Source organism: Croceimicrobium hydrocarbonivorans (genome assembly GCF_014524565.1).
Lineage (GTDB): Bacteria > Bacteroidota > Bacteroidia > Flavobacteriales > Schleiferiaceae > Croceimicrobium > Croceimicrobium hydrocarbonivorans.
On sequence record NZ_CP060139.1, the window covers coordinates 2,840,977 to 2,865,664 of the forward strand.

Genomic DNA, 24,688 nt, shown 5'->3' on the forward strand with positions numbered 1-24,688 from the left:
CATGTCTTACCAAACCGAATATCAAAGCAGCTTGCAGGATCCGGAGGGATTTTGGGCCCGGCAAGCGCAGAAATTAGACTGGTATCGCCCAGCCGATGAGGTACTGTCTACCGATGAGGATGGACTATATCGCTGGTTTAAAGGTGCGATGACCAATACCGCTTACCTGGCCCTAGATTACCATGTAGAAAACGGTAGAGCCGATCAGGTGGCGATGTATTACGATTCACCAGTAACTCAAACTAAAGCTCAGTTTAGCTATCGCCAGATGCGAGATCGGGTGGCGAAAATTGCCGGTGGACTTAAGAAACTAGGGGTTTGCAAAGGAGATACCGTGATTATCTACATGCCCATGATTCCCGAAGCGGTAATGTCGATGCTAGCCTGCGCGCGCTTAGGAGCCGTGCATTCGGTAGTGTTTGGCGGCTTTGCTCCTCATGAGCTGGCTATCCGTATTGATGATGCCCGTCCCAAAGTATTAATCACCGCCTCTTCCGGTATTGAGGTAGATCGCATTATTCCTTACAAGCCTATGGTAGACAAAGCCATGGAACTGGCGGAGTATAAACCTAAGAAGGTGGTGATCTTTCAGCGGAAGCTTGGCGCATTGGTGCCCAGCAAAGATTACGATGTCGATTTCGAGGAAATGGAGGAACAGGCCGAGTATGTAGGTTGTACGCCAGTTTACGCTACCGATCCACTCTATATTCTCTATACCAGCGGCACTACCGGAAAACCCAAAGGGGTGGTGCGGGATAATGGCGGTCATGCAGTGGCCCTTCGCTACAGCATGGAAGCTATTTATGGTATTAAGCCCGGTGATGTGTATTGGGCCGCTTCGGATATTGGTTGGGTAGTAGGGCATTCCTACATTGTTTATGCCCCCTTATTAACCGGAGCAACTACCGTTTTATTTGAGGGTAAACCCATCCGCACTCCAGATGCCTCCACCTTCTGGCGGGTGATTTCTGAATATCAGGTGAAGGTGATGTTTACCGCACCTACCGCTATTCGGGCCATACGTAAGGAAGATCCCAAGGGACAGTTTATTAAGCAATACGATCTGTCATCTTTAAAATTTCAGTTCTTGGCTGGTGAGCGCTGCGATGTCGATACCCTTACCTGGCTGCAAGGTCAGTTGGGTATTCCCGTAGTGGACCACTGGTGGCAAACTGAAAGTGGATGGCCCATGCTATCAAACTTCCCGGGAATAGAATTGCTCGAAGTGAAGCCTGGCTCTGTTAGTAAGCCAGTTGCGGGCTACGATTTAAGAATCCTTACCGAAGCAGGCGAAGAATCTCCAGCCGGAGAAGAAGGCTATGTAGCGGTGAAATTGCCCCTACCTCCCGGATGCTTGCCTACCCTTTGGAATAATGTAGAAGGTTTTAAATCTTCTTATTTAGAGCGCTTCCTTGGCTATTATTTCAGCGGAGATGGCGGCTTTAAGGATGCTGAAGGATTTACCTATATCACCGGTAGGGTAGACGATATTATCAATGTGGCCGGACATCGATTGTCGACCGTTGAAATGGAAGAAGTGGTGGCCGCCCATCCTGATGTAGCGGAATGTGCTGTGATTGGTGCGGATGATAGCTTGAAGGGACAAATTCCTTTAGCTCTGGTGGTTTGTCATCAAACCGGTAGGCCCTTCATTGAAGTAGCGGAAGAAATTGTAGCTTCGGTTCGTTCTGAGATCGGAGCGGTGGCTGCTTTGAAAAAAGTATATCAGGTACCCCGCTTACCTAAAACCCGCTCGGGAAAAATCTTACGAAAATTACTCCGTGCCATTGTAAATGCTGAGGAGTTAAAAATACCTTCAACCATTGATGATCCTGCCATTGTAGAGGAGATCAATGATATTGTTCATCCAAGTGTTAAACAAATAACCAGCTAAGAATGGAAGCAAAATTCCGAATTAATTCATTCGAAGAATACGAAGAGCAATACAAGCTCAGTACTGAAAGACCTGAAGATTTTTGGGGGCAAATTGCCTCCAACTACCAGTGGCAAAAGCCCTGGGATAAAACCCTGGAATGGGAATTCGATAGCCCCGATGTAAAGTGGTTCCTCAATGCCAAGCTCAATATTACAGAGAACTGTTTAGATCGTCACCTGGAAAAGCGTGGCAATAAACTAGCCTTGATTTGGGAACCTAATGATCCCAAAGAACGCTTTGTACGGATGACCTATCGCGAATTGCATGAAGAGGTTTGTCGTACCGCCAATGTGTTAAAAAAGCACGGGGTTGGTAAAGGGGATCGTGTAGCGATTTATATGCCTATGATACCCGAATTAACGATTGCCGTTTTGGCTTGTGCCCGCATTGGTGCAGTGCATTCCGTGGTATTCGCAGGTTTCTCAGCCCACGCCTTGGCCGATCGCATCAATGACTCATCTTGCAAAATGGTAATTACCGCCGATGGTATTTACCGTGGTGCCAAAGAGATCCCTTGTAAGGGAGTGGTAGACGAAGCATTGAAAAGCTGTACCAGCGTGGAAACGGTTTTGGTTACCGAACGTACCCGTTGGAATGTGCAGATGAAGGAAGGTCGTGATTATTGGATGCATCAGGAATTATTGGACGTAGATCGTTTTTGCCCCGCTGAGCCTATGGATAGCGAGGATATGCTCTTTATCCTTTATACTTCCGGATCTACCGGTAAACCCAAAGGGGTAGTGCACACTTGCGGTGGATACATGGTGTATGCCGGATATAGTTTTGCCAATGTGTTCCAATACGATGAGAGTGATGTGTACTGGTGTACCGCCGATATTGGTTGGATTACCGGTCATTCTTATATCGTTTACGGTCCTCTCTTAAATGGTGCTACCACTTTGATGTTCGAAGGGGTGCCCACTTATCCTGATGCGGGTCGTTTCTGGCAGGTATGTGATAAGCATGGTGTAAATCAATTCTATACTGCTCCCACCGCTATTCGGGCTTTAATGGCCAAGGGTGAGGATCATGTATTGAGTTATGGACTCTATTCCTTAAAAGTATTAGGTACCGTGGGTGAGCCCATTAATGAGGAAGCCTGGGAATGGTACCATATCCACGTAGGGAAAGAGAAATGCCCCATTGTAGATACCTGGTGGCAAACTGAGACTGGTGGAATTATGATTTCGGGATTAGGTGGACATAGTCCAATGCGACCTTCGCATGCAGGATATCCTTTACCGGGAATTCAGCCTGTGCTGCTCGATCAAGAAGGAAAGGAGATTGACGGTAATGATCAGGAAGGCTATTTAGCGATGCGCTTCCCCTGGCCATCTATGTTGCGTACCACCTATGGTGATCATGAACGTTGCAAGAACACCTATTTCTCTCATTACAATGGCTATTACTTCACTGGTGATGGCGCACGTAGAGATGATAAGGGCATGTATCGGATTATTGGTCGGGTGGATGATGTAATCAATGTATCTGGTCACCGATTTGGAACGGCCGAAATTGAAAATGCTATTAATTCCAATGACCATATCGTTTCGGAATCTGCGGTGGTAGGTTATCCTCACGATATTAAGGGGCAAGGAATTTATGCCTATGTGATTACCAAGGAACCTCCTACAAATCCTGATAAGCTGAGAGCGGAAATCGTGGAAACGGTGGTAGAAGAGATTGGTAAAATCGCCAAGCCCGATAAAATCCAATTTGTGAGTGGATTGCCTAAAACTCGCTCTGGAAAGATTATGCGTCGTATTCTACGCAAGATTGCAGAAGGAGATACCTCTAATTTAGGAGATACTTCAACTTTATTGGATCCAGACGTAGTGGATGAAATCAAAGCCGGGGCTTTGTAGATTTAAGCTCATTTATAAGGTAAAAGCCATTCTGAATTTTCAGGATGGCTTTTTTTATGCCACCAAAAAAATTGATCAGCCAACCCACAGAATTTTCCTTCGTATACTAATTAGGTGCTTTAGGATACATTCTAATAGCATCGCCAGAATTACCTTTGTAACATGAGATGGCTCTATGCTATACTAATCAGTTTGGGTACCCTCGCCAGCAGCCTCTATAATTCGATAGTTTGGATGCAGTTTGAGGTACAGCAAGACTATTATGCCACTCAACTCTGTGTGAAAAAGGAAATTAAGGATAATGATTGTCAGGGTCACTGTCAGCTGAAAGCCTTGCTACAAGCAGATGATGAGCCGGATAAGCCTGCCTTGCCTGAGTATAGAGAAGAGCTTTCTTTATTCTTGACGGACTTTGAGTCGGATCAAAATCCAATAGAAATTCATAGCCTTACTTTAGATTATCCTCTAAGCAATCAAGCATTGCTTTCCAGCGGTGCATTGAAAATGATCTGGCGTCCTCCGATTGTATAGGTTCCCTTCATAGAATCCCTATATAATCAACTCTAAATCAGATCAAATAATGAAACTTAAATATTTCGTAGCTGCCTTAGCGCTTGTTACTTTCATGACCTCTTGTGAGGACGATACCCCCAGTCAGAATCCTAGTACCACAACTTCTGAAGTTCCCGTAATTCTGCATTATGACTTTAAATACGGAACCACAGATTTTGCCTTAAATCAGGAGTTTACCAGCGATAGCGGTTATACCATTCGCTATACTTTGGCCTCTTTCTATTTGGCAAAGCCAGTGATTATGGATGATGCGGGAAATTCTACCGCTTTGAATCCTGAGTATTATATCATTCGTCCGGATGTGATGATGAGCAATATGGGAACCATCGAAGCAGGTCATGCCCATATGTTCAATCTAAGCATCGGTGTAGATGCCGAAACCAATACTGAAACCGGAGGCAATGGAATGCAACCTACCGACTTTAGTGATGTAAACCATCCTTTGGCTCCTCAGCCGGAAGGCATGTACTGGTCTTGGGCTTCAGGTTATATCTTCGTGAAGATTGAAGGTGAAATCGACTATGAAGGTGATGGTACCTATGATCAAAGCTTCAAGTATCACTTAGGTACTGATCCTTTCCGTAAAGATCGCAGTACCATGCTTCATACTTCGGTAGAAAAGGGAGATACCTTGGATATCACCATGACCGTAGATTATCAGCAGTTCCTGCACGGAATCGATTTGCATTCTGAAGTTCTTACCATGTCTATGGGCGATGCTCGTCCTTTGGCAGAGAAAATGATGAATCAGTTCGATGCCGCTACCAGCTTTGAATTGGGTAGCGATCATGGACACAAAAAGTAAAATAGAAATTGGAGCATTCCCCATCGCGAAGATCTTAGTCGCGATGGGAATGCTTTTTTTCTTGACTCAGGCTTGTCAGCCGGATACCGAATTAAATATTCAATCGGAGCCTAGCCCGCTACTGATTAGCATCAATCATTTCCCTGAAATGTCCCTTGAAGAAGGGAAGGAACTTACAGAAGAAGCTATTGCTGCAGGTAAGGCTCTGTTTTTTGATCCTATCTTGAGTCGGAACCGGGATTTATCTTGTAGCTCCTGCCACTTAACCCATCTGGCATTTTCGGATGGTAGAGCAGTGGCGATAGGAACGGAGGGAAGGCTACACAATCGTAATTCGCCCACCTTATTTAATGTGGCCTGGCAGCCCTATCTATTTATGGATGGGGGGAATCCTACTTTAGAAAGTCAGGTGATTGGCCCTATTGAAGAACATCGGGAAATGGATTTGCCCTATTCGGAGGCCATAACTCGGGTGGCAGCGGTAGACTATTATCAAGAACTGTTTCAAAGGGCTTTTAAGGAGGATGTGAATCCGAAGACCCTGGCATTGGCACTGGCCACTTATGAAAGAGCTTTGGTCTCCTTTAACTCACCTTTCGATCGCTATGAATACGCTGGAGACGCATCGGCCCTGAGCCCAGCCCAGAAAAGAGGCTTGGCGCTTTTTAAAAGTGCGGAGCTTAATTGTGTAGCTTGCCATGTATTGCCTCTGACCACAGATTTTAGCTTTCAGAATAATGGCCTTTATGAGGTTTATGAGGATCCCGGTCGGGCCCGAGTGACCAATAATATTCCCGAGCATGAAGGGCAGTTTAAGGTGGCGACTTTGCGCAATATCGCCTTAACCGGCCCCTATATGCATGATGGTAGTTTGGGAAGCCTAGAGGAAGTGGTAGATCACTATGCTTCAGGGGGAAGTAATCATCGCTTAAAGAGTTCCCTAATTACAGGCTTTAGTATCAGCGCTCAGGAAAAGGCAGATTTAATTTCCTTCTTGGAGGCATTGACCGATACCACTAGCTACAAAGCTTATATGCCTTAAGAATCGAGGCGATCTTTAACGTAGGTGATTTCTGTTTTACCGTGAGCGGCCGGTTTGCCTTGATCGTCGAGGTTTACAAAAACCAGTTTATCAATCTTAAGGATAGGCTCGCGAGTTAATTTATTGCGGACCTCACAGCGCATGGTAATGGAAGTTTTGCCGAAGTGAGTGGCTTCAATCCCTAGCTCTACGATATCCCCTTGCTTGGGAGCCGAGATAAAATTGATCTCAGAGATATACTTGGTTACAACATGCTTGTTCTCCAATTGAACGATGGCGTAGATTACCGCTTCTTCATCGATCCAAGAAAGTAAGCGACCACCAAAAAGGCTTAGGTTAGGGTTGAGGTCTTCGGGTTTTACCCATTTGCGGGTATGGAAATTCATAATCGTAAAATTTTAGGGAGTCAGGTATTTAACCCAACTCCCTTTGCTTTTGTTTTATTTCAAAAAGGCGCTGTACATCCAAACGCTTTTTTCTTGTTCGCGGATGTAGTCGCTCATTAGGGCATTGGTACCCTCATCATTCATTTCACCGGAAAGGTCAAGGATTTCGCGCTCCAGCTCTAATAAAGTTTTGTAGCCGGAAAGTACTGCTTCTACTGCCGGACGAGCTTCGCTGATATTAGCGGCTTCGGCAATTTTGGCTTCTTTAAGATAGTCGGTAAAGGTGTGCAGGGGCGTATAACCTAAGGTGAGGATACGCTCGGCAATTTCATCCACCTTTTGGAAGGAGTCCATATAGAGCTCTTCGAACTTCACATGTAATTCAAAGAATTTTTCGCCTTTAATGTTCCAATGCAGGGCACGGCTATTAGCGTAGAAAAGCTGGTAATTGGCAAGGAGGATATTCAGTTTGTCAGCCAGTTTGCTGGCTTCATTGATAGGTAAACCGATTTGATTATTGCTCATGACTATGGTTTTTAAATTCTGTTCAAAAATAGCTATTAATTATCACTATTGTAAAGTTAATAAGGATAGTCGATAACTATATGTTATTGAGCGATGAATTTTAGGGATAGCCGGAGATCTTTGGCCTAAGAGAATATCAAGGATGCGATTTGTTTTACTTTGAACCTCAAGAGGAAATTACAGAAAGCCGTCCTTTTTTTGAAGTTCTAAAGAAAATGGACATTTCGGCGGACTTGATCCAATCGGTATCCGGTACGATCAGTTCTACATGGAAGAATAATTGATTGGATCGTACAGCTTTGTATTCAACACTTTTAATAACGGCCTGTTGGTAGAATTCAGGTGGAAAAATATCCTTAAAAATTTCCTTTTTGAGAATTTGCATTAAAAGAGTGTCTTGTGATCCTGTTAGATAAATTGAGGATTCGTAGTTGTGATAGATATCCTGATAAACCTTTTTCTGATAGGCTTCATTGAATCTATGAATAGAGCTGTCATTCAGTGAGTAGACGTAGGTGTTCAGTTGGAAATAATCATTATCAATACGGATGCTTATGTCACTTTTAATGGTGTCATATTCACAAGGCCAATAATTGGTCAAGGTGTCTATGTTTGTTTCTTCGAGTACCTGTGATGAGTTTTGAACATTGGCATCATTTCCTATTTTCTCATTACAAGCTAATAATAGGCAGGCTGGGACTAGGAGGAAATAAGGTCTCATCTATTATGGTCTGTGGATATGGATTAAACTTAGGGATATATGAATGTGTTTAGGCTATTCCTCATAAAAATTATTTAATCTGATATTCTACATATAAGCTTGCGGTCACTTTTACCGTGCCTTTACTGATGGCTATTGACTTGAACTTAGCAACACTATTAGCGAAATTATCCGCTTCTTGTTTAAGGAATTGATTGGCATCAGGCTGAGAGGCCGAGATCTCAACATTGCCAATTTTTAGTATTTCTTTTTTGGTTTCTGGAATTTGCTCCAATAGTTTATCGGATAGTTCTCCTGCTTTTTTCAGAGCATTGAGATAGGCTTCATTTTTTAAGCTGTCAATCTCGGAATGCGAATAGCTTAATCCGCCCAAGTCGAGGTTTCGATTCTCTAAGAGCTCAGTATAGATTTCATCCAATTTATCAATATCCTTAACCGTAAGGTAAATCCGGGTAGAGCTCTTATATCCCTCAAAAATTTGGGAGCTATTTTGCCAGCGGTAGCTCTTATCCAAATCAACTGCGGTGGTGAGAATGTCATCCTGATCTACTCCCAGGGCCAGTAATTTATCATTGAGCTCATTCGACTTATCAATTAAACACTGCTTGGATTTTTTAATGGAGAAGTCAAGGCATTCCAGTCTAATATAAAAGGAAGCTTGATTAGGCAGGGTTTCCACTTCTCCTTCTGATCTAAGGAGAATGGTTTTGAATTTGGAATGGGCAGGTGTTGAGTTGTTTTGACAGCTAACTAAAAGGAGGAGGCTGAATAAGGCGATGAGGTTTTTCATTATTCTCTTTATTATTGATTCGTTATGGTGGTGCTTTAGAAACGATAGGGTTTTGATCTGAGTCTTTCAAACTCTGCCTTGAGGTATTTCCAATCTTGGAAGTCTTTTTCCACTTCCGTGTGGGGCTTGCCTTCGATTGGAGAGCAATTGATTCCCAATTGCAAGCAATTAATGCGATTCGACATATTGCTGTCTAAGGCCTGACTTGATTTGAAAAGTTCTTTTAATGCAAGTTTTAATTCTTCGGGGTATTTCGCTTTTAACAATTCAGCTGCACCTTGTTGGTTATCGCTAATTTCTGATTCCAAAAGCAAGCTCCATAATTCTTTGAAATTGGGTTCTGGAAAACGGATAAATCCATATTCCTGTCCCCAACCTTTATCCCAGAGATAGGCCTGAGTCCATTTGTTTCCGGATTTATCAAGACAATATTCCTCACCCTTTACTTTGGTAAGTTTAAAATCTGCGGGCGTCCTTTTGTTAAATTGAAAGGAAACCAGAAAGTATCTTTCCTTAAGATCGATCATACTTATGGAGATGTTTCATTCAAGGTGATAATTCTCCTGAAGTATTAGTTCAGGCTTAAGCTTTGAAGGTCGGGATTTTTAGAATTTAATGAGGTACATATCAAAACAAAAAAAGCCATCAACCTGAAGATTGATGGCTTTAGAATTTTTAATTCAATGCATTTTATTCTACTCCATGCATAAGCTTTTTCAAAGGCTTATTGAAGATCATAATAACCACTGAGAAACCGATTAGGATAAAACCAATATTTGAGAATACATCGGTGTATTTGTTTAAGCCAATTTCCATGCGTTCCATTTTATGCTGCTTATAGGCATCGGGTAAACTCAGGCCTGCTCCTTCCATCTCCTCGATGGCTTCACGGAAATAGAGCCAGGTTTCAATGTTAATTACATTGGCTTTTGGATCTTGCTCCAATAACTCTTTGTCTGCTTTGAGTATGGAGTCATAAGTACTGCCTAACTTATTCCACTGCTCTTTATTTAGCCAATCTTGAGCGGAGGTGAAAGGGCTATTCAAGCTACGTTGGGTTTTCCAATCCACAAAGTTCATGTCTCCAGCAAATGCTAAACGGAATTCAACCCAATCTTGGATGTCCATATATTTCCCTACTGTGATGTTTACTGGCATTTCCTCAGTTAAGGATTTCCAGTCGGTAAAGTTTATGCTGGCTACATCATCCGAAGCTTGCATCACTGTGGTAGTCATTGGGAACTCTAATTGAGGGCCTTCCTCAGAACCGTGGGTACCAGTTAAAGTTGCAATCTGACCACCTAAGAAGTTGCCAATCGCAAAACTTAGGAACCAACCACCCATGGCAGTACCTGAAATTTTAGATGGTGCTAATTTGGTTACCATGCTTAATCCAATCGGAGAAAGGAAAAGCTCACCGGTTGTGTGCAGTAAGTAAAGGAAAACCAAGGTTAATAGAGGAACTTGGAAACCATCAGCGAAGGTTAAGCCGAGTAAGGTTACCAAGAAGCCTAATCCCAATTGCAGGATACCGAAAGCAAACTTCATGGGGATGCTGGGGTTTTTACCCATTTCTGATAGCTTCACCCACATTACACTAAATATAGATCCAAAGACTACAATGAAGAAGGGGTTGAAGAACTGAGTCATCGAAGCGGGCATCACCCATCCAAAAATTTCACGATCTACATTACGATCGGCAAATAGAGTGAGGGAGGTACCAGCTTGCTCAAAGAAGGCCCAGAATACAATATTGATGAGAATGAAAATCACCAATGCAATCATACGATCTCTCCAAACCTTACCTTCTTTTGCTCCAGAGCTAATCAAGTTGTAAGAAACCAGTACGAAGAGTCCTAAAAGGAGGTATTGGAGAATTTCGTTTTTGCTAATAAGTACGTAGCATACCGGTACTAAAGCGATGCTGATCAGAGTGATTAAGAAAACGTAATTGATAGGGCCAACAATTTTTTTCTTTCCTGCTGGGGTAATGTCCAAACCTTCAGCCTCGGCATAACGATCGCGTCCAAACCAGAATATAAGCATACCGAGAAGCATACCGATACCGGCCAAGCCAAATCCGTATTTAAATCCATAGGTTTCACCTACATAGGCTACCACAGAAGTGGCTAATAAGGCACCTACGTTAATTCCAATGTAGAATATGGTAAAACCTGAATCTCGTCGAGGGTCATTTTCCTTATAAAGCTTCCCTACAATGGTGGAAATATTAGCTTTAAAATAGCCATTACCAATAATAATGGCCCCCATTCCTAAGAATAGCCAAGACTCCGTTCCGCCCAAAATGAGGAACTCGCCAATTGACATTAATATCGCTCCTAGTATAATGGCAAAACGATAGCCTAAAAATTGATCAGCCATACGACCTCCCAAAACAGGGGCGGCATAAACTAATCCGGTATAAGCTCCATAAATAAGAGCAGCATCGGCATCGCCTTTAAAAAGCGCTTTTACTAAATATAAGGTTAAGAGGGTCCGCATTCCGTAGTAGCAGAATCGCTCCCACATTTCGGAGAAAAAGAGGATGTACAGACCTCTGGGGTGTCCTTGTTTTGCTAGATCAGCGTTTGACATATACTGGAGTTTAATTTGACCGTCGAATTAACAAAAATTAATCCAAAGGTGATTGGCTTTTTAAAGGTTCTCCTCAATGAACTCAGTCATCTTGGTGTACAGGTGATTACGGGTATTGCCCCCGTAAATCCCGTGATTTTTATCCGGATAAATGAAAAGATCAAATTGCTTATCCGCTTTAACCAAAGCACTAATCATGCGCATGGTGTTTTGTACATGCACATTATCATCAGCACTACCATGCACCAGGAAGTAAGCGCCTTCTAATTTATCTACGTGATTAATAGGGCTATTATCGTCATATCCATCAGGGTTTTCCTGAGGCGTACGCATATAGCGCTCGGTATAAATATTATCGTAAAAACGCCAGTTGGTAACCGGTGCTACTGCAATAGCCATTTTAAATACATCGGCTCCTTTGGTAATACCTAAGCTGCTCATATAGCCACCATAGCTCCATCCCCAAATGCCAATGCGCTCACCATCTACATACTTTTGCTTGGCTAACCATTTGGCGGCAGCAATCTGATCTTCAGTTTCTAGCTTTCCTAATTGCTGATAAGTTTGGGTACGGAAATCACGTCCACGGGCTCCGGTACCGCGATTATCCACACTTACTACAATGTATCCTTTAGCGGCTAAGGCCTGATACCAGAATCCGTTAAAGGCATCATAGCTGTCTTCCACGGTTTGCGATCCAGGGCCACCGTATACAAACATTAATACCGGATAGCTTTTGGAAGCATCAAAATCCTGAGGCTTAATCATCCAGGCATTTAATTGGGTGCCTTCCTCATTAGGGATTTGAATAAATTCTTTGGGCGACAAACGGAACATTTCCATTCGTTTTTGCGTGCCCTCATTGTCATTAATCACCCGCACTTCTTTTCCGTTCGAACGATGTAAGGTCTCCAGTGTAGGTGTGCTGGCGCTGGAGTAGCGATTAATGTAAAACTGGAAGCCACTGCTGAAGGTTGCGTCGTTCCAACCTTTTTTGGTGCTGAGTTTTTCTTTGCCTGTTCCATCTAATTTCACGCGGAAAACGCTGCGGCGGATGGGCGACTCTTCGGCACTTTGATAGTATAAATAACCACTGCCAGACTCATAGCCGTAAAACTCGGTTACTTCCCATTCTCCTTTGGTAATCTGACGGATCAGTTTACCATCTTCACCATAGTGGTAAATATGATTATAGCCGTCTTTTTCGCTGGTCCAGATAAAACTATTGTCATCTAAAAAACGAAGGTTATCATGGATCTCTAAATAAGCAGGTGCCTTTTCTTCGTAGAGCTTTTCCACTTCCAGACCCTTCTTTTCTACTTCCACTTCCCATAAGATCAAATGATCCTGATGGCGGTTCAAAGTGGTGATCACCAATTCATCGGCTTCGCTGGTCCACTTAATACGAGGGTAGTATTCTACTGCCATGGGTAGTTCTACTTTATGGTCTTTCTGACTTTTAAGATCATAAATATGGATGCTCACTTTGGAGTTCACCTCGCCCGCTTTGGGGTATTTAAATACATCTTGAGAAGGGTATAGGGCTTGTCCGTACACATCCATAGAGAAGGTGGGTACTTCAGATTCATCAAATTGATAATAGGCGATATACTGTCCGTCTGGCGACCAGTGGAAACCTTTGTGGAAACTAAATTCTTCTTCGTACACCCAATCTACGGCACCGGCGATTAAGGCATTTTCTTTGCCTTCACCAAAACTGATCGACTCAGATTCTCCATCCAAATCCTGCACATGCATTTTGTTTTGGTATACATAGGCCACCTTGTTTTCGGTGGGAGAGAGGTCGGCTAATTGTTGTTTGCCTTCCGCATCTACCTTGCTTAAGCTGCCTTGTTTTAAGTCGTAAATGAAATAATAACTCTTGGAAGAGTGGCGGTAGATGGATTCCGATTCAGTGCCTAGCAATACCTTGTCTTCGGTGGCATTAAACTGGTAGCTATCAAATTGGATGCTTTGACCAGTTTTCTTTTCAATTTCTTTGGAGGAAAGGAGAGTGGCTACTTTTTCACCACTTTCATAGCTGTATTTATCAATACTGCCATCAGCACCATTTAAAACGGTAAAGTGCAAACCGTCGTTCATACTGCGTAAACCGCTGGTACTACGTGCGTAAAAAGTACCACGCCAAACATCCTGAACGGTAACATCGCGATTTTGGGCCAGAAGGCTGCCAGGGGCGATGAGAATTACAAAAACAATAACTAAGTTGCGATAGAACATTGCCTGAATTTTAAGCGCGCCTAAATTAGAATATTTTAGAGACACCTATGGACTATCGCCGGTTGGATAATGAGGATCTGAAACACTTTGCATCCTTTTTGAAGGAGTCGGAAATAATTACAAATCCCGAAGAGCGAGAGCCTTATGGGCACGATGAAACTGAAGACTATCAATTTAGTCCTGATTTAGTTTTGAAGCCCTCCAGTGCAGAAGCGGTAGCAAAAATTATAAAGCATTGTAATGATCGCCGGATTCCGGTGTATACCAGCGGAGCTCGTACCGGATTAAGTGGTGGGGCTTTACCTGTTTATGGTGGAGTAGTTCTCTCAACCGAAAGGCTGAATCGCATTATAGAAATCGATGAGCGAAATTTGCAAGCCACCGTGGAACCAGGTGTTATTAATCAGGTTTTTCACGAGGCCTGTAAGGAGAAGGGGCTTTTTTATCCTCCCGATCCCAGTAGCTGGGGCTCTTGCAGCTTAGGCGGGAATTTAGCCCTGAATGCTGGTGGGCCTAAGGCCGTGAAGTATGGGGTTACCAATGCCTATGTTTTGGATTTGGAAGTGGCTTTGGCCGATGGATCATTAATCCGCACCGGAGCTCGGGTATTAAAGAATAGCACCGGCTATAATCTCACCCAATTAATGGTGGGCAGTGAAGGAACCCTCGGAGTGATTACCAAGGCTGTATTTCGCTTGATTCCATATCCCCAACAGGATCGCCTAATGTTGATTCCCTTTCAATCGGCCGAAAAGGCCTGCGAGGCGGTTTCCGCTATTTTTCAAGCCGGAATAACCCCTTCGGCTATGGAGTTTATGGAAAGGGATGCCATTGACTATACTCTGCAATATGTAGATGATGTAAGCTTGCCTATTGGCCCGGAGGTGCAGGCCCATTTGCTGATTGAAGTAGATGGTAATAATGCCGAAGTGCTAATGCAGGATTGCATGGCTATTGCCGATATCGTCGAAAACTTTGAGGCCGGGGAAGTACTCTTTGCTGAAAGTGCGCAAGAAAAGGCAGCCCTTTGGAAATTACGTCGTAAAGTGGGAGAGGCGGTAAAGTCGCATTCCATTTATAAGGAGGAAGATACGGTTGTGCCTCGAGCCGAATTGGCCAAACTTTTACGCGCAGTTAAAGAATTAGGTTCTCGCTATGGTTTCCATTCGGTATGCTACGGTCATGCTGGTGATGGCAACCTGCACGTTAATATTCTTAAGAATGAAATGAGTGATCAAGCCTGGAAGGAAGACCTCCCCAAGGGGATTCGCGAATTATTTCAAATTGTAAAAGAATTGGGGGGTACCATTAGCGGGGAGCATGGTATTGGTTATGTACAGAAAGACTATATGGATGTAGTTTTTCAAGAGGCAGAACTGCAAATTCAGCGCTCTATCAAAAAGATTTTCGATCCCCAAGAAATTCTCAACCCGGGGAAACTATTTCCAAATCAATGAGATGGATAGCTTCTAACTAAAAATAAGCTCGTCGAATAAAAGCGACTGAATATCTAGAATTTACAGACTTAGTGTAGTCAAATTTGTACTTTAGGGACGGAACTTTATGAAAGCTACTTTACCTCTGGATTCGTCACTGTTGGAACTGCTGGGCGATCTGAATCGTGAATATTGCGCGATTTTGGATGCTGAGTTTAATTTCCTCTACCTGAATCGCTCCTATCGAAATCTGATGGAGTCGATGGGTTATAATCCTAAGCGTGGTCTTTCCCTATTGGACTTGTTTAATAACGACACCGAAGGACATAGTCGTATTTGGCTGGATGCATTTAAAAAATTGAATGCCGCTCATCTGCAATATCAGTTTTCAACCCTTGACCATTGGCCCAAACAAGAAACTCGTATCGATGCGGAGGTGCAAATGGTAATGGAGTCGGGCGAGGTGAAATATTATGCCATTGGTTTTGATGAGCTCAGCGATACCTTTCTGGAGCATCGTTTTAATCAATTGAAAATTGAGTTTTTGGCCAAGGCAATCAAAGTTCAGGATGTAGATGAACTGATGTGGGTTGTAGTTGATGAATTGCTATCCAAGCTTTATTTGCCGGATGCAATGATACTCCTACGTAAGGGTAATGTTCTGGTTCCGGTGGCCGCTCATGGTAATCAACGTATTGCTGAGCGCGAAGTAGCGGTGGGGGTAAAAGTGCCTTTCTCAGCCGGTATTACCGGATATGTGGCCACTTCTGCCGTATCGTATATGACGGCCGACAGTCGTACTGATCCACGCTATATTCAACAACACTTCGAAGCAGGTTCGGAGGTTGCCGTCCCGATTATGGTAAGAGGGAAGGTTTTTGGAGTGATCGACTGCGAAAGTGATAAACTCAATTATTTCCGACCCATTCATCAGGATTTATTGGAACGAACCGCCGAAGTGCTCAGTGTTCGTATTGAAGAAATGACCTCACGTGAGGAACTTTCGCAATTAGAGCAGCGGCATTTGGCGATTATTAACTCCACGCCTAATAGCTTTTTGCTTTTTAACGATAAGTTCGAATTGATGTCATGCAATTCGGCTGCTTATCGCGCCTGGCGTAGATTTACCGGAGTTAATATTAAAGAAGGGCGCTCCTTCCGCAGCTTAATTCCCAAGGATTTTAGCGAGCACTTTAAGCAAATGGCCGCAAAGGCATTGAATGGTAATCACTCCGAAGAGTATTTAAGTTGGAAGCATCGCAATCGTGATTTTCAATTGAAGATCAATTTTGCACCCGCCAAGGATCGTGAAGGTCAAATTTTTGGCTTAACCATGCTGGTGGAAGATGTATCCGCTCTATACAATGCTAACCGTGCCCTTCGCACTCAGAATTCGGATCTCGAAAAGAGCAATAAAGAACTCGATCAATTTGTGTACAGTATATCTCATGATTTACGAGCTCCCTTATCCAGCATAATGGGATTGGTTAACCTGATCGAAAATTCGCAGCATTTACCTGAAACCAAATTGTATGGGAAAATGCTGTTGGATGCGACCGAGAGTATGGATAGTTATATCCGCAATACCCTCGAATATTCACGGAACAAACGCTTTGTTATTGAGGAAGAGGAAATTGACCTTGAAGACTTGATAAAGGAAATGGAGCAAAAATTTCGTTTCATACCCGGCTACCGTGAATTAAAATTCAGTAAAGAATTCGAAGTTTCGACTATAAAAAGTGATTCTTATCGTATTGAAATTATACTTAATAATTTAATCTCTAATGCGATAAAATATAGAGATGTCTCCAAACCTGAGTCTTGGGTAAAGCTTAAAGTTTCTAGCCGTGAGAATCATTGGGAAATTAGCGTCTCTGATAATGGGCTGGGAATACCTAAAGCAAAGCAAGCTTATCTTTTTGATATGTTCTTTAAAGTGAAATCTGAACATCCGGGATCTGGATTAGGACTGTACATTTTAAAAGAAGTTATGGATAATTTAAATGGAGAAATAATTGTAGACTCCAAAGAGAAAAAAGGTAGTACCTTTACTCTCCTATTACCCAAAAAGAACTAACAATGTCGAAAGTTGTCCTCCTCATTGATGACAATCCCATTGACCTTATGATCAATGAAAAGACTTTGGAACGCTATGATTCCGAAATCGAGATCTATAAGGCTAATGGAGGAGAACATGCTTTGGAAATGTTAAAGTCTGGGGCTTGTAAACCCAATTGTATTTTGCTGGACATCAAGATGCCGGTAATGAATGGTTTCGACTTTTTGGATGCTCTTATCACCAGCGGAATGAAAGTGGATTTTAATATTCACATGCTTTCTTCCAGTATCGATCCATCCGATTTACAGCAAGCTGAACAAAGCCCCATCGTAAAGAGCTATATCGAAAAGCCACTATCTGCGCCTAAGCTCGAAAAGATTCAGCTTTAAGTTAATTAATCTTATTTTATTTCCTTGCCTCCAGAATCCTATTATAAGGTCTGGGAATAGAATCTCTATTTGTTGGCTTGGATGAATAATTTTAACTTGGAGGGATATTCGCTTTGCTAAATGATAGGTTTTAAGAAAGTTTTATTGGCCCCGCTCATCCTACTTCTTCTTGGTGCAGGACTTGGCAAGACTAGGTTAATGACTGTTAATTCCGATTTTAATTCGGATGCTGATTTGATTCAAAAGGAGGAAAGAATCCTTGGTCGTTTATTAATTCAAGCAAGGTCATCTGTTTTTAATGCAAATGAAAATTGCCATGGGCAGATTGCTCTAAGTCTTGAACCGCATTCTCCGGAGGGTGAAAATCCGGTCCTTTTTAATGGCGATTTACTCCTTAATTCACATGTGCTTTCATCTGTAAATAAAGTGTTTTCCTATGCAGGGGATTTGTGCGATGTTTTTGATGGGGATTCTGTTTCCTTGGAATTTAAGATGTCAAACAAGAACTCGAGCGATTCATTATCCCGTGCTAGTATTTCGGTTCTTGGTCCTCAACCATTTTTAATCCAAGTCCCTTCAGAAATTAAAGAAGGTACAGAGCTTACTTGGGAAAGTGATTCAAGAAATGGAATCGAAGCTCATATTCAATTATGGTATAATGGAAACAATCCAGCTAATTTTCAGTTTGAAAACCGATCCATTGAAGTTCCAATTGAAGCGGAAAATTCGGGCTCTTACATCATAAAGTCGAGTGACTTGGCCCAAATTCCAGATGGTGGGGAAATTACCATTTGGATTAGTCAATCTTGTGAACAGCTGGTTTCACTTGGAGGAAACCCAAATCAGAAAATAGCAACTACCCTAAGTTGGCAAGTAGGCGCTCAAACTAAAGTGCAAAGCCTCAATTAGTTTTCTAAAGGGAGAGCTTATTAGTACTCTAATCTAATGGATATCTAGTTATTGATGTTTCAGATAGAGGTATCAATCGAGCTTCGCAATTTCCTCCTGAATTAGGGCACAAGCCCAGCGAATATCTTCCTCCGAAATATTGAGTGGGGGCGCAATCCTGAAACTATGAGGACAGCTCAAGAACCAAAAGCTTAAAAGCCCTTTTTTCTGTAATCCTTCCACAATCTGCATTACTTCCTCCGCACTTTCAAAATCGATGGCGAAGAAGAGTCCGCGTCGGCGAACTTCTTTGATGCGCGGATTTTGTAGAAGACTTTCAATCAGAGCTCCCTTTGTTTCAATCGAATCTAAAAGCTTCTCATCTTCAATCACCTTTAAGGTCGCATCCGCCGCAGCGCAGGCTACTGGATTACCGCCAAAAGTGGTGATATGACCTAACATGGGTCTTTCAGTTAGGCATTGCATAATTTTCTGATCACTGATAAATGCTCCTAATGGTAGACCTCCACCCAAAGCTTTGGCTGTGCAAAGGATATCCGGTACTATATCAAATTGCTCAAAGGCAAACCAGGTTCCACAACGACCAATGCCGGTTTGAATCTCATCCAAAATAAGTAATGCACCTACCTCCGTACACCGCGCGCGCAGGGCTTGCATATAGGCTTTATCAGGAATACGAACCCCTGCATCACCCTGAATGGTTTCCACTAAAACTGCAGCGGTGCGCTCTGTAATCTGCTGCAGGTCCTCCATCTTATTGAAATTCAAAAAGCGAACATCAGGGAGTAATGGACGAAAGGCTCTTTTCTTAGTTTCGTTGCCACTTAGGCTTAAAGCGCCATGGGTACTGCCATGGTAAGAGCCGCGAAAGCCAATAAGCTCGGTTCTTTCCGTATACCTTTTGGCTAGTTTTAAGGCGCCTTCAATACTTTCAGCACCACTATTTACAAAGTAGGAACAGTTTAAGGTCTCCGGTAAAATTTTAGCTAAGCGCTCCGCCAGGCGATTGGGCGCCGACTGCACATACTCCCCATAAACCATAATGTGGAGGTGCTTTTCCACCTGCTCATGGATGGCTTGCTTAATAGCAGGATGACCATGCCCCAGATTACTTACCGATACCCCGGAAATAAAATCTAGGTATTTTTCGCCCTTCGGCCCATATAACCAGGATCCTTCAGCTTTTTCAATTTCGATGGCAATGGGAAAAGGGGTAGTCATTGCCAGGTGGGTACGGAAAATTTCCTCCTCTCTGTTCATAAGGCAAATTTAGAACAGAGCACCAATTAGAATGGCCGCCTCCTGAATAATTCAATAGAGGGAATATAGAAAAGTAGCGTAAAGGTAAAAGCGTAAAATACGGCTTAGGGCCACCAATGCATAACGAGTCCAGGGATAGTCTAGACTACCGGCAATGATCGAAACAGGAGAGAAGGGCAAGGGCGTTAAAGCCGCCAAAAAGATGGCTAGGGCCCCAAAGGTTCTAAATTCCGTGCTCAATTTGGTGTAGCGTTTATGAACCAGACGATCTATCGCCGGAATGCGATTTAATAATCTGCCGATAGCAAAGGAAATTATTCCGCCCGCATAGCTTAAAAGGGCTAATAGGCTGAGGGCAGTCCAGGGATCTGCCAGGGACTTAGACCAAATAATGAATAAGTCGGGAGGTAGGATCCCCAATAAGCTTTCGCTGGAGAAGAAAAGCAGGAACACACTCCATACCGGCATTTTTTCATTGAGCCAAAAACTGAGCTCATTTACATCGATAAAGAAGTAATTCACGGCCCAAATAAGCCCCATGAAAATCACGAATGTCCAGATAAGCTTCGCGATATTTTCACGAATAAATTGCTTGCTGCTTTTACTGCTTTCGTTTGGTGTGGAATTTTCGGACATCTGGCGGCAAATTTAGCGCCTCTATGCATCGCTCTGAAAAAGGCGAAAACTTTACATTAGCGCAAATTCCAATTATAGATGGCAAAATCCCCAAATTCGAATAAGGCCTTTAGCTGGTTGTTTTGGTTATTGATGTTAGTCTTGCCTTTGTTTCGTCTGAAAGCCTTGCAAGATGAAACTTTGGTATCGCGCTATTTGCTTTTAGCCGTTTTTGCCGCAGGTATTTTAGTGCTGGATCGTAAGATTCTCAAAAGCAGCTTTCCACGATTAATCAGCATCTTAGTATTGGTCTTTGGATTCTTGCAATTGGTTAGTCTAAGCTGGGCTTATAACCCTTCTGAAAGTTGGGGAGTAGCCGCGAGGGTATTTGCCTTTAGTCCTTATTTCTTCATTCTTTATTATCAGCTTAAGGAGGCCCAATTCACTTGGACCGATTTATTGAAAGGCCTATTGATTTTCGCCATGGCCGCAGCTTTACCAGCCGCCTTCTATTTACTAAAAGCCATGGGGAGCGGCGATTTCTTCGATGATATCTATCAAATTACCGGCACCTTCGGGCATAAGAACTTATTAGCTTCAGCCTTAATGTTGAGCTTCCCCTTTGTATTGGCCTCCTGGGCTTTGCTGAAAGGGCTTTGGTCACGCTTGGCAATGGTTATCGCGCTTTTAATGCTGATCGAAATGTTTGTTTTGCGAACACGTGGGGTTTGGTTAGCCTTATTTGGTGCGGCTCTCTTTAGTGCGATAGTACTTCAAGTGAAGAAACCCAAGGGCATTAGCATTCCTCGCAAATGGCTTTTCATTTTTAGTGGTGGAGCCATAGTGATTCTGGTAGCTTTATTCCTGTCGCCTCAAATTAAAGCGGGTTTTACCAATAGCAGCAACGTTCAAAAGCGTTTGGTTTTTTGGGAAAACAGCATGGATATGATTCAGGAGCATCCGGTTACCGGAGTAGGTGCTGGAAACTGGAAGATCATCTTCCCGAAATATGGCTTAGGTAAGGTGGATCGAGAAACCATGCAGGGCATTACCCACATTCAAAGACCGCATAATGACTTCCTTTGGCTTTGGGCCGAAACCGGACCGCTGGGTTTAGCGCTGTATTTGGGCTTGTTCATTCTGGGATTCCTGCAATTGATTCGAAATTTGGGTGCAGGCCTGAATAAAGAAATGCAGATTGTGAATTTAGCGGCCTTCTTTGGCTTGGCAGCCCTGGCAATTTTCTCTTTTAGTGATTTTCCTTTCGAAAGAGCCAGTCATACCTTCTTCTTTATGTTGATTTTGGCCATCGCTTTTGCCTCTGCCCCTGCAGGAAAGCAGCAAGGTTATTTGGCTTATGCTCTTATTCCGATGTTAGCCTTGAGCCTCTTTGTGAATTATCAACGCTACCAAGGAGAATCGAAAATGGATGCAGTAATGGCAGCCAATGCCAATCGTAAGCCCGAGAGCTTAATTGCAGCTACCCAAGCAGCCTTTGATCCGCAATGGTATACTTTGGATAATTATGCCAATCCACTACCTTATTATAGTGGCAAAGCCTATATGTTCACCGATCGCTTACCGCAAGCCAAGGTGGATTTGGATATGGCCCGTTCCTATGCACCTTATAATATTTTGGTTTTGGAAGCTTTTACCCAGTATTATGCCCGTCAAGATCAAGATGATAAAGCCTTGGCTTTGGCCGATAGCATTCTGGAAATCTCACCTCTTTTTGAGTCATTATTGCTGATGAAGGCTGAGATTCATCTCAAGCATAAAGATTATCCTGATGCCCTAGAGACCTTAAACTTGTACCCACCTACCAGCAATGATACACGCTATATGCAGGATTTAGCGCAGGCTTTACGTGGCAGCCTAGAAACCTATCCACAGCATGGTCGATTTGCACCTATGATGGAGCATTTGAAGCAAAGTGGACAATTGGTGAATCCAGTGGATTATGTGCGGGCCTATCGCCGAAAGCGCGGTCTCCTTAATTAAATACTCAGGCCGAGGGCATTAAGAATACGAAGGCCCAAAATCTTTAAGCTTTTAGCATCTGCCACCGAGTAGAATTGCTGGGCCTTATCATGCTTACCACCCTTTTGGTAAAAGCGCGCAGCTTCATAGTATTTCCTTTGGGTCGCTCGCTCGAAATCTTGTTTGCTGATATGATTCTCCTGGTAAAAATGCTCGTACACATTATTCACCTTAAAGAGATGCTCATCAATATTGCTGCTCATACCACCTTCTTCGCGATAGTAGGAGAGGGCCTCGGGCCAATAATGCAATTGCTCTCCGGCGATAAGCAATTCCAGCCAGAGGTATAAATCCTCGGCACCATGATAATCTAAATTTGTTTGAAAAGGGTGTTCCAGCGCCAAATCCCTTCGAATGATGCTGGCGGAAGGAACCAGGGGGCAACCTAGTAAAATCAGGTCTTTAAGAGATTTAATCGGGAAGGTTGGACGGCGATTATGATTGCGGCCAAAATTCTCGACACTGTGATAGAGTACCGCCGTTTCCGGAGCGGATTTTAGAAAATCATAGCAGGCACTTAGTTTTTCAGGATGCCAGAGATCATCAGCATCCAATAGAGCGCAAAATTTACCGCTGGCCGCAGCGATTGCCGCATTACGGGCGGCTCCCAAGCCTTTGTTCTCCTGCTCAATAATATGATAGCGCAATACGGCCTTTTCTTCCAGCCATTTTTCAGCAAAGGCTCCTGAACCATCGCTACTACCATCATCCGTTAAAATGATCTCATAATCGCTAAAGCTCTGAGACCAAACCGAGTCTAGGCAATCTTCGAGGGTGTCGATGGCTTCGTAAGCCGGGATGATGACTGAAAAGAAGGGCTGCTTCATGCGTTCCAATATTTACCGGGGAAGATTCGGCCACGCAGTTTTTTAAGGGGCTTTAAAAGTCCGGTCCATCTTAAAAAATCACGCAGATAGGATATTACATAGGTAATAAAGATACGCCAGGCCAAATTGTTTTTATACTGCCCAAATATGCGATAGTGCACTTTGTTAAGCGCTCTGTTCTCGGCATTAATACTATGGTAGGGCAAATTGCCAATCCACCAGTTCGCAAATTCATCCATGGACTTATTCGCCTCTTCTTTTGCTTCGGGGATCCCCGCTCTTAAGAGTTGGTTTATCGCAATAAGCTCTTTGTATACTGAGGCCTGTTTACGGGAACGACTTCTTTGGGTTTGGGTATGTACCCTGAAATAATTGAGGATATCGGCTTTAAAAGCCAGATCGTATTGCAAGAGGATTTTAGCATAAAGATGCCAATCACCATTTAAACGCATTTCAGGATCACCGCCGCCAACCGCCAGATAGGCCGATTTCCGAAAGAGAGCTCCACTGGCATTAGGTATAGGGTTGTGAAAAAACAGCCATTGCTGGCAAGCCTGCTTTCCGCTGATGATGAAGTCTTTTTGCCAGGCCTCCGTTTTATAGAGGAAGCGCAAATTTTCCTCGTAGCTATTCAATTCATTGCCGGCCTCATCAATCAACATCGATTGAGCATAGGCAATGCCTACCTGCGGGTTTTCATCCAATAAGGGCACTAAGGCCGCCAGGAGATCAGGGTGGGCCAAATCATCGCTTTCGGCTACCCAGATGTATTCGCCCTGAGCCAGAGCTACGCCCTTGTTCCATTGCTTAAAAGGACTGCCACTGTTTTGATCATTGAGGATGAGTTGCCAATCGGGATTCTCGTCGGCATAAGCTTGGAGTATCGCGGCACTCCCATCTTTACTAGCATCATCCAATAATATCACCTCATAGTCCTGAAAGCTTTGTTTTTTAATGCTTTCTAGGCGCTGCGCCAAATAGGCCTCATGCTGATAATTGGGAACAATAATCGTGAGCTTGGGCATTAATGCAGGTATTTCTTGAAATTGGCTTTGAGGGCTAAGCCGGTAAATTTTTGGAGGGCCTCGATACTGGCGGGGTCTTGAGCACGGAGCTTTTCATATTCCAGTTCCAGATACCGATCTCCTAACTTTTGGGCATAGCTGCGACCTTGCTTCACATAGTCCTGACATAATTGATGGCAGTAATCCTGATCTTTGAGCTCAGGGGCGAAAACCTCGCCATTCACCTCATTGCGTTTTTGCAGGGAGGCTACCACATCATCTTCATTGCGCAGTAAATGAATAACCTTGGCCCCCGGAAATTTGGCCAGCCACATATCTAAGGTGAAGGTATTGCGCGGATCTTTCCAGCCCCACTTTTCATGGCGAAGGGCTTGTCGCCATTGAGCCAATCGACCGTTTAAGCGGAAGTGTTCTCTAAAAAGTTCTTGGGCGGGAATCTCATGCCAGTGCAGCTTTTCAGGAACTTTGGGCTTATGCCAATCGGCACCGCTTTTCCATAAAACCTGCTGGTTGATGCTAAGGAAATGCATGGCCTCATAATTATGATCCTTCACCACACCCATAAAGATGCCGGATTTCTCCAGTACTTTTGTGAGTATGGAGGTGCCGCTTCGGTGCATGCCAATAATGATGAAAGGAGGACGCATTG

Annotated in this window: 22 protein-coding genes; 10 read left to right on the forward strand and 12 right to left on the reverse strand. The window is 43.4% G+C overall.

The annotated features are described in order from the left end of the window. The first annotated feature begins 1 nt into the window (after position 1). The 5 genes from H4K34_RS12885 to H4K34_RS12905 all read left to right on the forward strand — a co-directional run bounded on the left by H4K34_RS12885 (position 2) and on the right by H4K34_RS12905 (position 6,221). Positions 2–1,894, forward strand: a complete 1,893-nt coding sequence (locus H4K34_RS12885; protein WP_210757794.1) for an acetate--CoA ligase — start codon at positions 2–4, stop codon at positions 1,892–1,894. 2 nt (positions 1,895–1,896) lie between these two features. Then, entirely contained in the window at positions 1,897–3,801 is a 1,905-nt protein-coding gene (gene acs / locus H4K34_RS12890) for an acetate--CoA ligase (RefSeq protein ID WP_210757795.1), read from the forward strand. A gap of 162 nt (positions 3,802–3,963) precedes the next feature. Then, positions 3,964–4,332: a hypothetical protein gene (locus H4K34_RS12895; RefSeq protein WP_210757796.1), complete on the forward strand. Its 369-nt coding sequence runs from the start codon at positions 3,964–3,966 to the stop codon at positions 4,330–4,332. Between the two features lie 49 nt (positions 4,333–4,381). Then, positions 4,382–5,179 (forward strand): MbnP family protein, encoded by a 798-nt coding sequence (locus H4K34_RS12900; RefSeq protein WP_210757797.1) that lies wholly within the window; start codon positions 4,382–4,384, stop codon positions 5,177–5,179. Further along, positions 5,163–6,221, forward strand: a complete 1,059-nt coding sequence (locus H4K34_RS12905) for a cytochrome-c peroxidase (RefSeq protein WP_210757798.1) — start codon at positions 5,163–5,165, stop codon at positions 6,219–6,221. Before H4K34_RS12900 ends, H4K34_RS12905 begins: the two co-directional genes overlap by 17 nt. Here H4K34_RS12905 and H4K34_RS12910 read toward each other — a convergent pair. The 7 genes from H4K34_RS12910 to H4K34_RS12940 form a co-directional block, all read right to left on the reverse strand. Then, positions 6,218–6,607, reverse strand: a complete 390-nt coding sequence (locus tag H4K34_RS12910) for an acyl-CoA thioesterase (RefSeq protein WP_210757799.1) — start codon at positions 6,605–6,607, stop codon at positions 6,218–6,220. The genes H4K34_RS12905 and H4K34_RS12910 overlap by 4 nt on opposite strands. A gap of 54 nt (positions 6,608–6,661) precedes the next feature. Next, positions 6,662–7,132, reverse strand: coding sequence for a Dps family protein (locus tag H4K34_RS12915; RefSeq protein ID WP_210757800.1), 471 nt, complete (start codon positions 7,130–7,132; stop codon positions 6,662–6,664). A 166-nt stretch (positions 7,133–7,298) separates the two neighbouring features. After that, entirely contained in the window at positions 7,299–7,853 is a 555-nt protein-coding gene (locus H4K34_RS12920; RefSeq protein ID WP_210757801.1) for a DUF4738 domain-containing protein, read from the reverse strand. A 70-nt stretch (positions 7,854–7,923) separates the two neighbouring features. Next, complete coding sequence (locus tag H4K34_RS12925) at positions 7,924–8,643, reverse strand: SIMPL domain-containing protein (protein WP_210757802.1); 720 nt, start codon at positions 8,641–8,643, stop codon at positions 7,924–7,926. A gap of 35 nt (positions 8,644–8,678) precedes the next feature. Further along, positions 8,679–9,170 (reverse strand): hypothetical protein, encoded by a 492-nt coding sequence (locus H4K34_RS12930; RefSeq protein WP_210757803.1) that lies wholly within the window; start codon positions 9,168–9,170, stop codon positions 8,679–8,681. Positions 9,171–9,333: 163 nt separating this feature from the next. After that, the gene (locus H4K34_RS12935) at positions 9,334–11,238 is read right to left on the reverse strand and encodes a peptide MFS transporter (RefSeq protein WP_210757804.1); all 1,905 of its coding nucleotides are present in this window, start codon (positions 11,236–11,238) and stop codon (positions 9,334–9,336) included. A 60-nt stretch (positions 11,239–11,298) separates the two neighbouring features. Next, positions 11,299–13,479, reverse strand: coding sequence for a S9 family peptidase (locus H4K34_RS12940; RefSeq protein WP_210757805.1), 2,181 nt, complete (start codon positions 13,477–13,479; stop codon positions 11,299–11,301). A 47-nt stretch (positions 13,480–13,526) separates the two neighbouring features. Between H4K34_RS12940 and H4K34_RS12945 the strand changes: the two genes are divergently transcribed. The 4 genes from H4K34_RS12945 (at position 13,527) to H4K34_RS12960 (ending at position 18,272) form a co-directional block, all read left to right on the forward strand. Beyond that, positions 13,527–14,936: an FAD-binding oxidoreductase gene (locus H4K34_RS12945; RefSeq protein WP_210757806.1), complete on the forward strand. Its 1,410-nt coding sequence runs from the start codon at positions 13,527–13,529 to the stop codon at positions 14,934–14,936. Positions 14,937–15,042: 106 nt separating this feature from the next. Further along, a complete protein-coding gene (locus H4K34_RS12950; RefSeq protein ID WP_210757807.1) occupies positions 15,043–16,992 on the forward strand; it encodes an ATP-binding protein in 1,950 nt (649 codons plus the stop codon). A gap of 2 nt (positions 16,993–16,994) precedes the next feature. Continuing rightward, positions 16,995–17,363 carry a response regulator gene (locus tag H4K34_RS12955; RefSeq protein ID WP_210757808.1) on the forward strand — a complete coding sequence of 123 codons (369 nt, stop codon included), beginning with the start codon at positions 16,995–16,997 and terminating at the stop codon, positions 17,361–17,363. A gap of 198 nt (positions 17,364–17,561) precedes the next feature. Continuing rightward, the gene (locus H4K34_RS12960) at positions 17,562–18,272 is read left to right on the forward strand and encodes a hypothetical protein (protein WP_210757809.1); all 711 of its coding nucleotides are present in this window, start codon (positions 17,562–17,564) and stop codon (positions 18,270–18,272) included. Between the two features lie 72 nt (positions 18,273–18,344). Here H4K34_RS12960 and H4K34_RS12965 read toward each other — a convergent pair whose 3' ends face one another. Continuing rightward, on the reverse strand, positions 18,345–19,532 hold the full coding sequence (locus H4K34_RS12965) for an aspartate aminotransferase family protein (RefSeq protein ID WP_210757810.1): 1,188 nt from the start codon (positions 19,530–19,532) through the stop codon (positions 18,345–18,347). A 51-nt stretch (positions 19,533–19,583) separates the two neighbouring features. Continuing rightward, positions 19,584–20,168, reverse strand: a complete 585-nt coding sequence (locus H4K34_RS12970) for a YqaA family protein (protein ID WP_210757811.1) — start codon at positions 20,166–20,168, stop codon at positions 19,584–19,586. Positions 20,169–20,246: 78 nt separating this feature from the next. Between H4K34_RS12970 and H4K34_RS12975 the strand changes: the two genes are divergently transcribed. After that, positions 20,247–22,148 carry an O-antigen ligase family protein gene (locus tag H4K34_RS12975; RefSeq protein ID WP_210757812.1) on the forward strand — a complete coding sequence of 634 codons (1,902 nt, stop codon included), beginning with the start codon at positions 20,247–20,249 and terminating at the stop codon, positions 22,146–22,148. Here the strand turns inward: H4K34_RS12975 and H4K34_RS12980 are convergent. Genes H4K34_RS12980 through H4K34_RS12990 form a run of 3 tightly spaced genes read right to left on the reverse strand, consistent with a single transcriptional unit; the run spans position 22,145 to position 24,686 of the window. After that, a complete protein-coding gene (locus H4K34_RS12980; protein ID WP_210757813.1) occupies positions 22,145–23,014 on the reverse strand; it encodes a glycosyltransferase family 2 protein in 870 nt (289 codons plus the stop codon). The genes H4K34_RS12975 and H4K34_RS12980 overlap by 4 nt on opposite strands. Then, a complete protein-coding gene (locus H4K34_RS12985; protein ID WP_210757814.1) occupies positions 23,011–24,039 on the reverse strand; it encodes a glycosyltransferase family 2 protein in 1,029 nt (342 codons plus the stop codon). Before H4K34_RS12985 ends, H4K34_RS12980 begins: the two co-directional genes overlap by 4 nt. Continuing rightward, positions 24,039–24,686 carry a sulfotransferase family protein gene (locus tag H4K34_RS12990; protein WP_210757815.1) on the reverse strand — a complete coding sequence of 216 codons (648 nt, stop codon included), beginning with the start codon at positions 24,684–24,686 and terminating at the stop codon, positions 24,039–24,041. The genes H4K34_RS12985 and H4K34_RS12990 overlap by 1 nt, the downstream gene beginning before the upstream one ends. Between the last annotated feature and the right edge of the window lie 2 nt (positions 24,687–24,688).

Excerpts from the sequence above, each read along its gene's own strand:
- H4K34_RS12885 (WP_210757794.1), top strand. The coding sequence starts at position 2 with ATGTCTTACCAAACCGAATATCAAAGCAGCTTGCAGGATCCGGAGGGA.
- acs (WP_210757795.1), top strand. The coding sequence starts at position 1,897 with ATGGAAGCAAAATTCCGAATTAATTCATTCGAAGAATACGAAGAGCAA.
- H4K34_RS12895 (WP_210757796.1), top strand. The coding sequence starts at position 3,964 with ATGAGATGGCTCTATGCTATACTAATCAGTTTGGGTACCCTCGCCAGC.
- H4K34_RS12900 (WP_210757797.1), top strand. The coding sequence starts at position 4,382 with ATGAAACTTAAATATTTCGTAGCTGCCTTAGCGCTTGTTACTTTCATG.
- H4K34_RS12905 (WP_210757798.1), top strand. The coding sequence starts at position 5,163 with ATGGACACAAAAAGTAAAATAGAAATTGGAGCATTCCCCATCGCGAAG.
- H4K34_RS12910 (WP_210757799.1), bottom strand. The coding sequence starts at position 6,607 with ATGAATTTCCATACCCGCAAATGGGTAAAACCCGAAGACCTCAACCCT.
- H4K34_RS12915 (WP_210757800.1), bottom strand. The coding sequence starts at position 7,132 with ATGAGCAATAATCAAATCGGTTTACCTATCAATGAAGCCAGCAAACTG.
- H4K34_RS12920 (WP_210757801.1), bottom strand. The coding sequence starts at position 7,853 with ATGAGACCTTATTTCCTCCTAGTCCCAGCCTGCCTATTATTAGCTTGT.
- H4K34_RS12925 (WP_210757802.1), bottom strand. The coding sequence starts at position 8,643 with ATGAAAAACCTCATCGCCTTATTCAGCCTCCTCCTTTTAGTTAGCTGT.
- H4K34_RS12930 (WP_210757803.1), bottom strand. The coding sequence starts at position 9,170 with ATGATCGATCTTAAGGAAAGATACTTTCTGGTTTCCTTTCAATTTAAC.
- H4K34_RS12935 (WP_210757804.1), bottom strand. The coding sequence starts at position 11,238 with ATGTCAAACGCTGATCTAGCAAAACAAGGACACCCCAGAGGTCTGTAC.
- H4K34_RS12940 (WP_210757805.1), bottom strand. The coding sequence starts at position 13,479 with ATGTTCTATCGCAACTTAGTTATTGTTTTTGTAATTCTCATCGCCCCT.
- H4K34_RS12945 (WP_210757806.1), top strand. The coding sequence starts at position 13,527 with ATGGACTATCGCCGGTTGGATAATGAGGATCTGAAACACTTTGCATCC.
- H4K34_RS12950 (WP_210757807.1), top strand. The coding sequence starts at position 15,043 with ATGAAAGCTACTTTACCTCTGGATTCGTCACTGTTGGAACTGCTGGGC.
- H4K34_RS12955 (WP_210757808.1), top strand. The coding sequence starts at position 16,995 with ATGTCGAAAGTTGTCCTCCTCATTGATGACAATCCCATTGACCTTATG.
- H4K34_RS12960 (WP_210757809.1), top strand. The coding sequence starts at position 17,562 with ATGACTGTTAATTCCGATTTTAATTCGGATGCTGATTTGATTCAAAAG.
- H4K34_RS12965 (WP_210757810.1), bottom strand. The coding sequence starts at position 19,532 with ATGAACAGAGAGGAGGAAATTTTCCGTACCCACCTGGCAATGACTACC.
- H4K34_RS12970 (WP_210757811.1), bottom strand. The coding sequence starts at position 20,168 with ATGTCCGAAAATTCCACACCAAACGAAAGCAGTAAAAGCAGCAAGCAA.
- H4K34_RS12975 (WP_210757812.1), top strand. The coding sequence starts at position 20,247 with ATGGCAAAATCCCCAAATTCGAATAAGGCCTTTAGCTGGTTGTTTTGG.
- H4K34_RS12980 (WP_210757813.1), bottom strand. The coding sequence starts at position 23,014 with ATGAAGCAGCCCTTCTTTTCAGTCATCATCCCGGCTTACGAAGCCATC.
- H4K34_RS12985 (WP_210757814.1), bottom strand. The coding sequence starts at position 24,039 with ATGCCCAAGCTCACGATTATTGTTCCCAATTATCAGCATGAGGCCTAT.
- H4K34_RS12990 (WP_210757815.1), bottom strand. The coding sequence starts at position 24,686 with ATGCGTCCTCCTTTCATCATTATTGGCATGCACCGAAGCGGCACCTCC.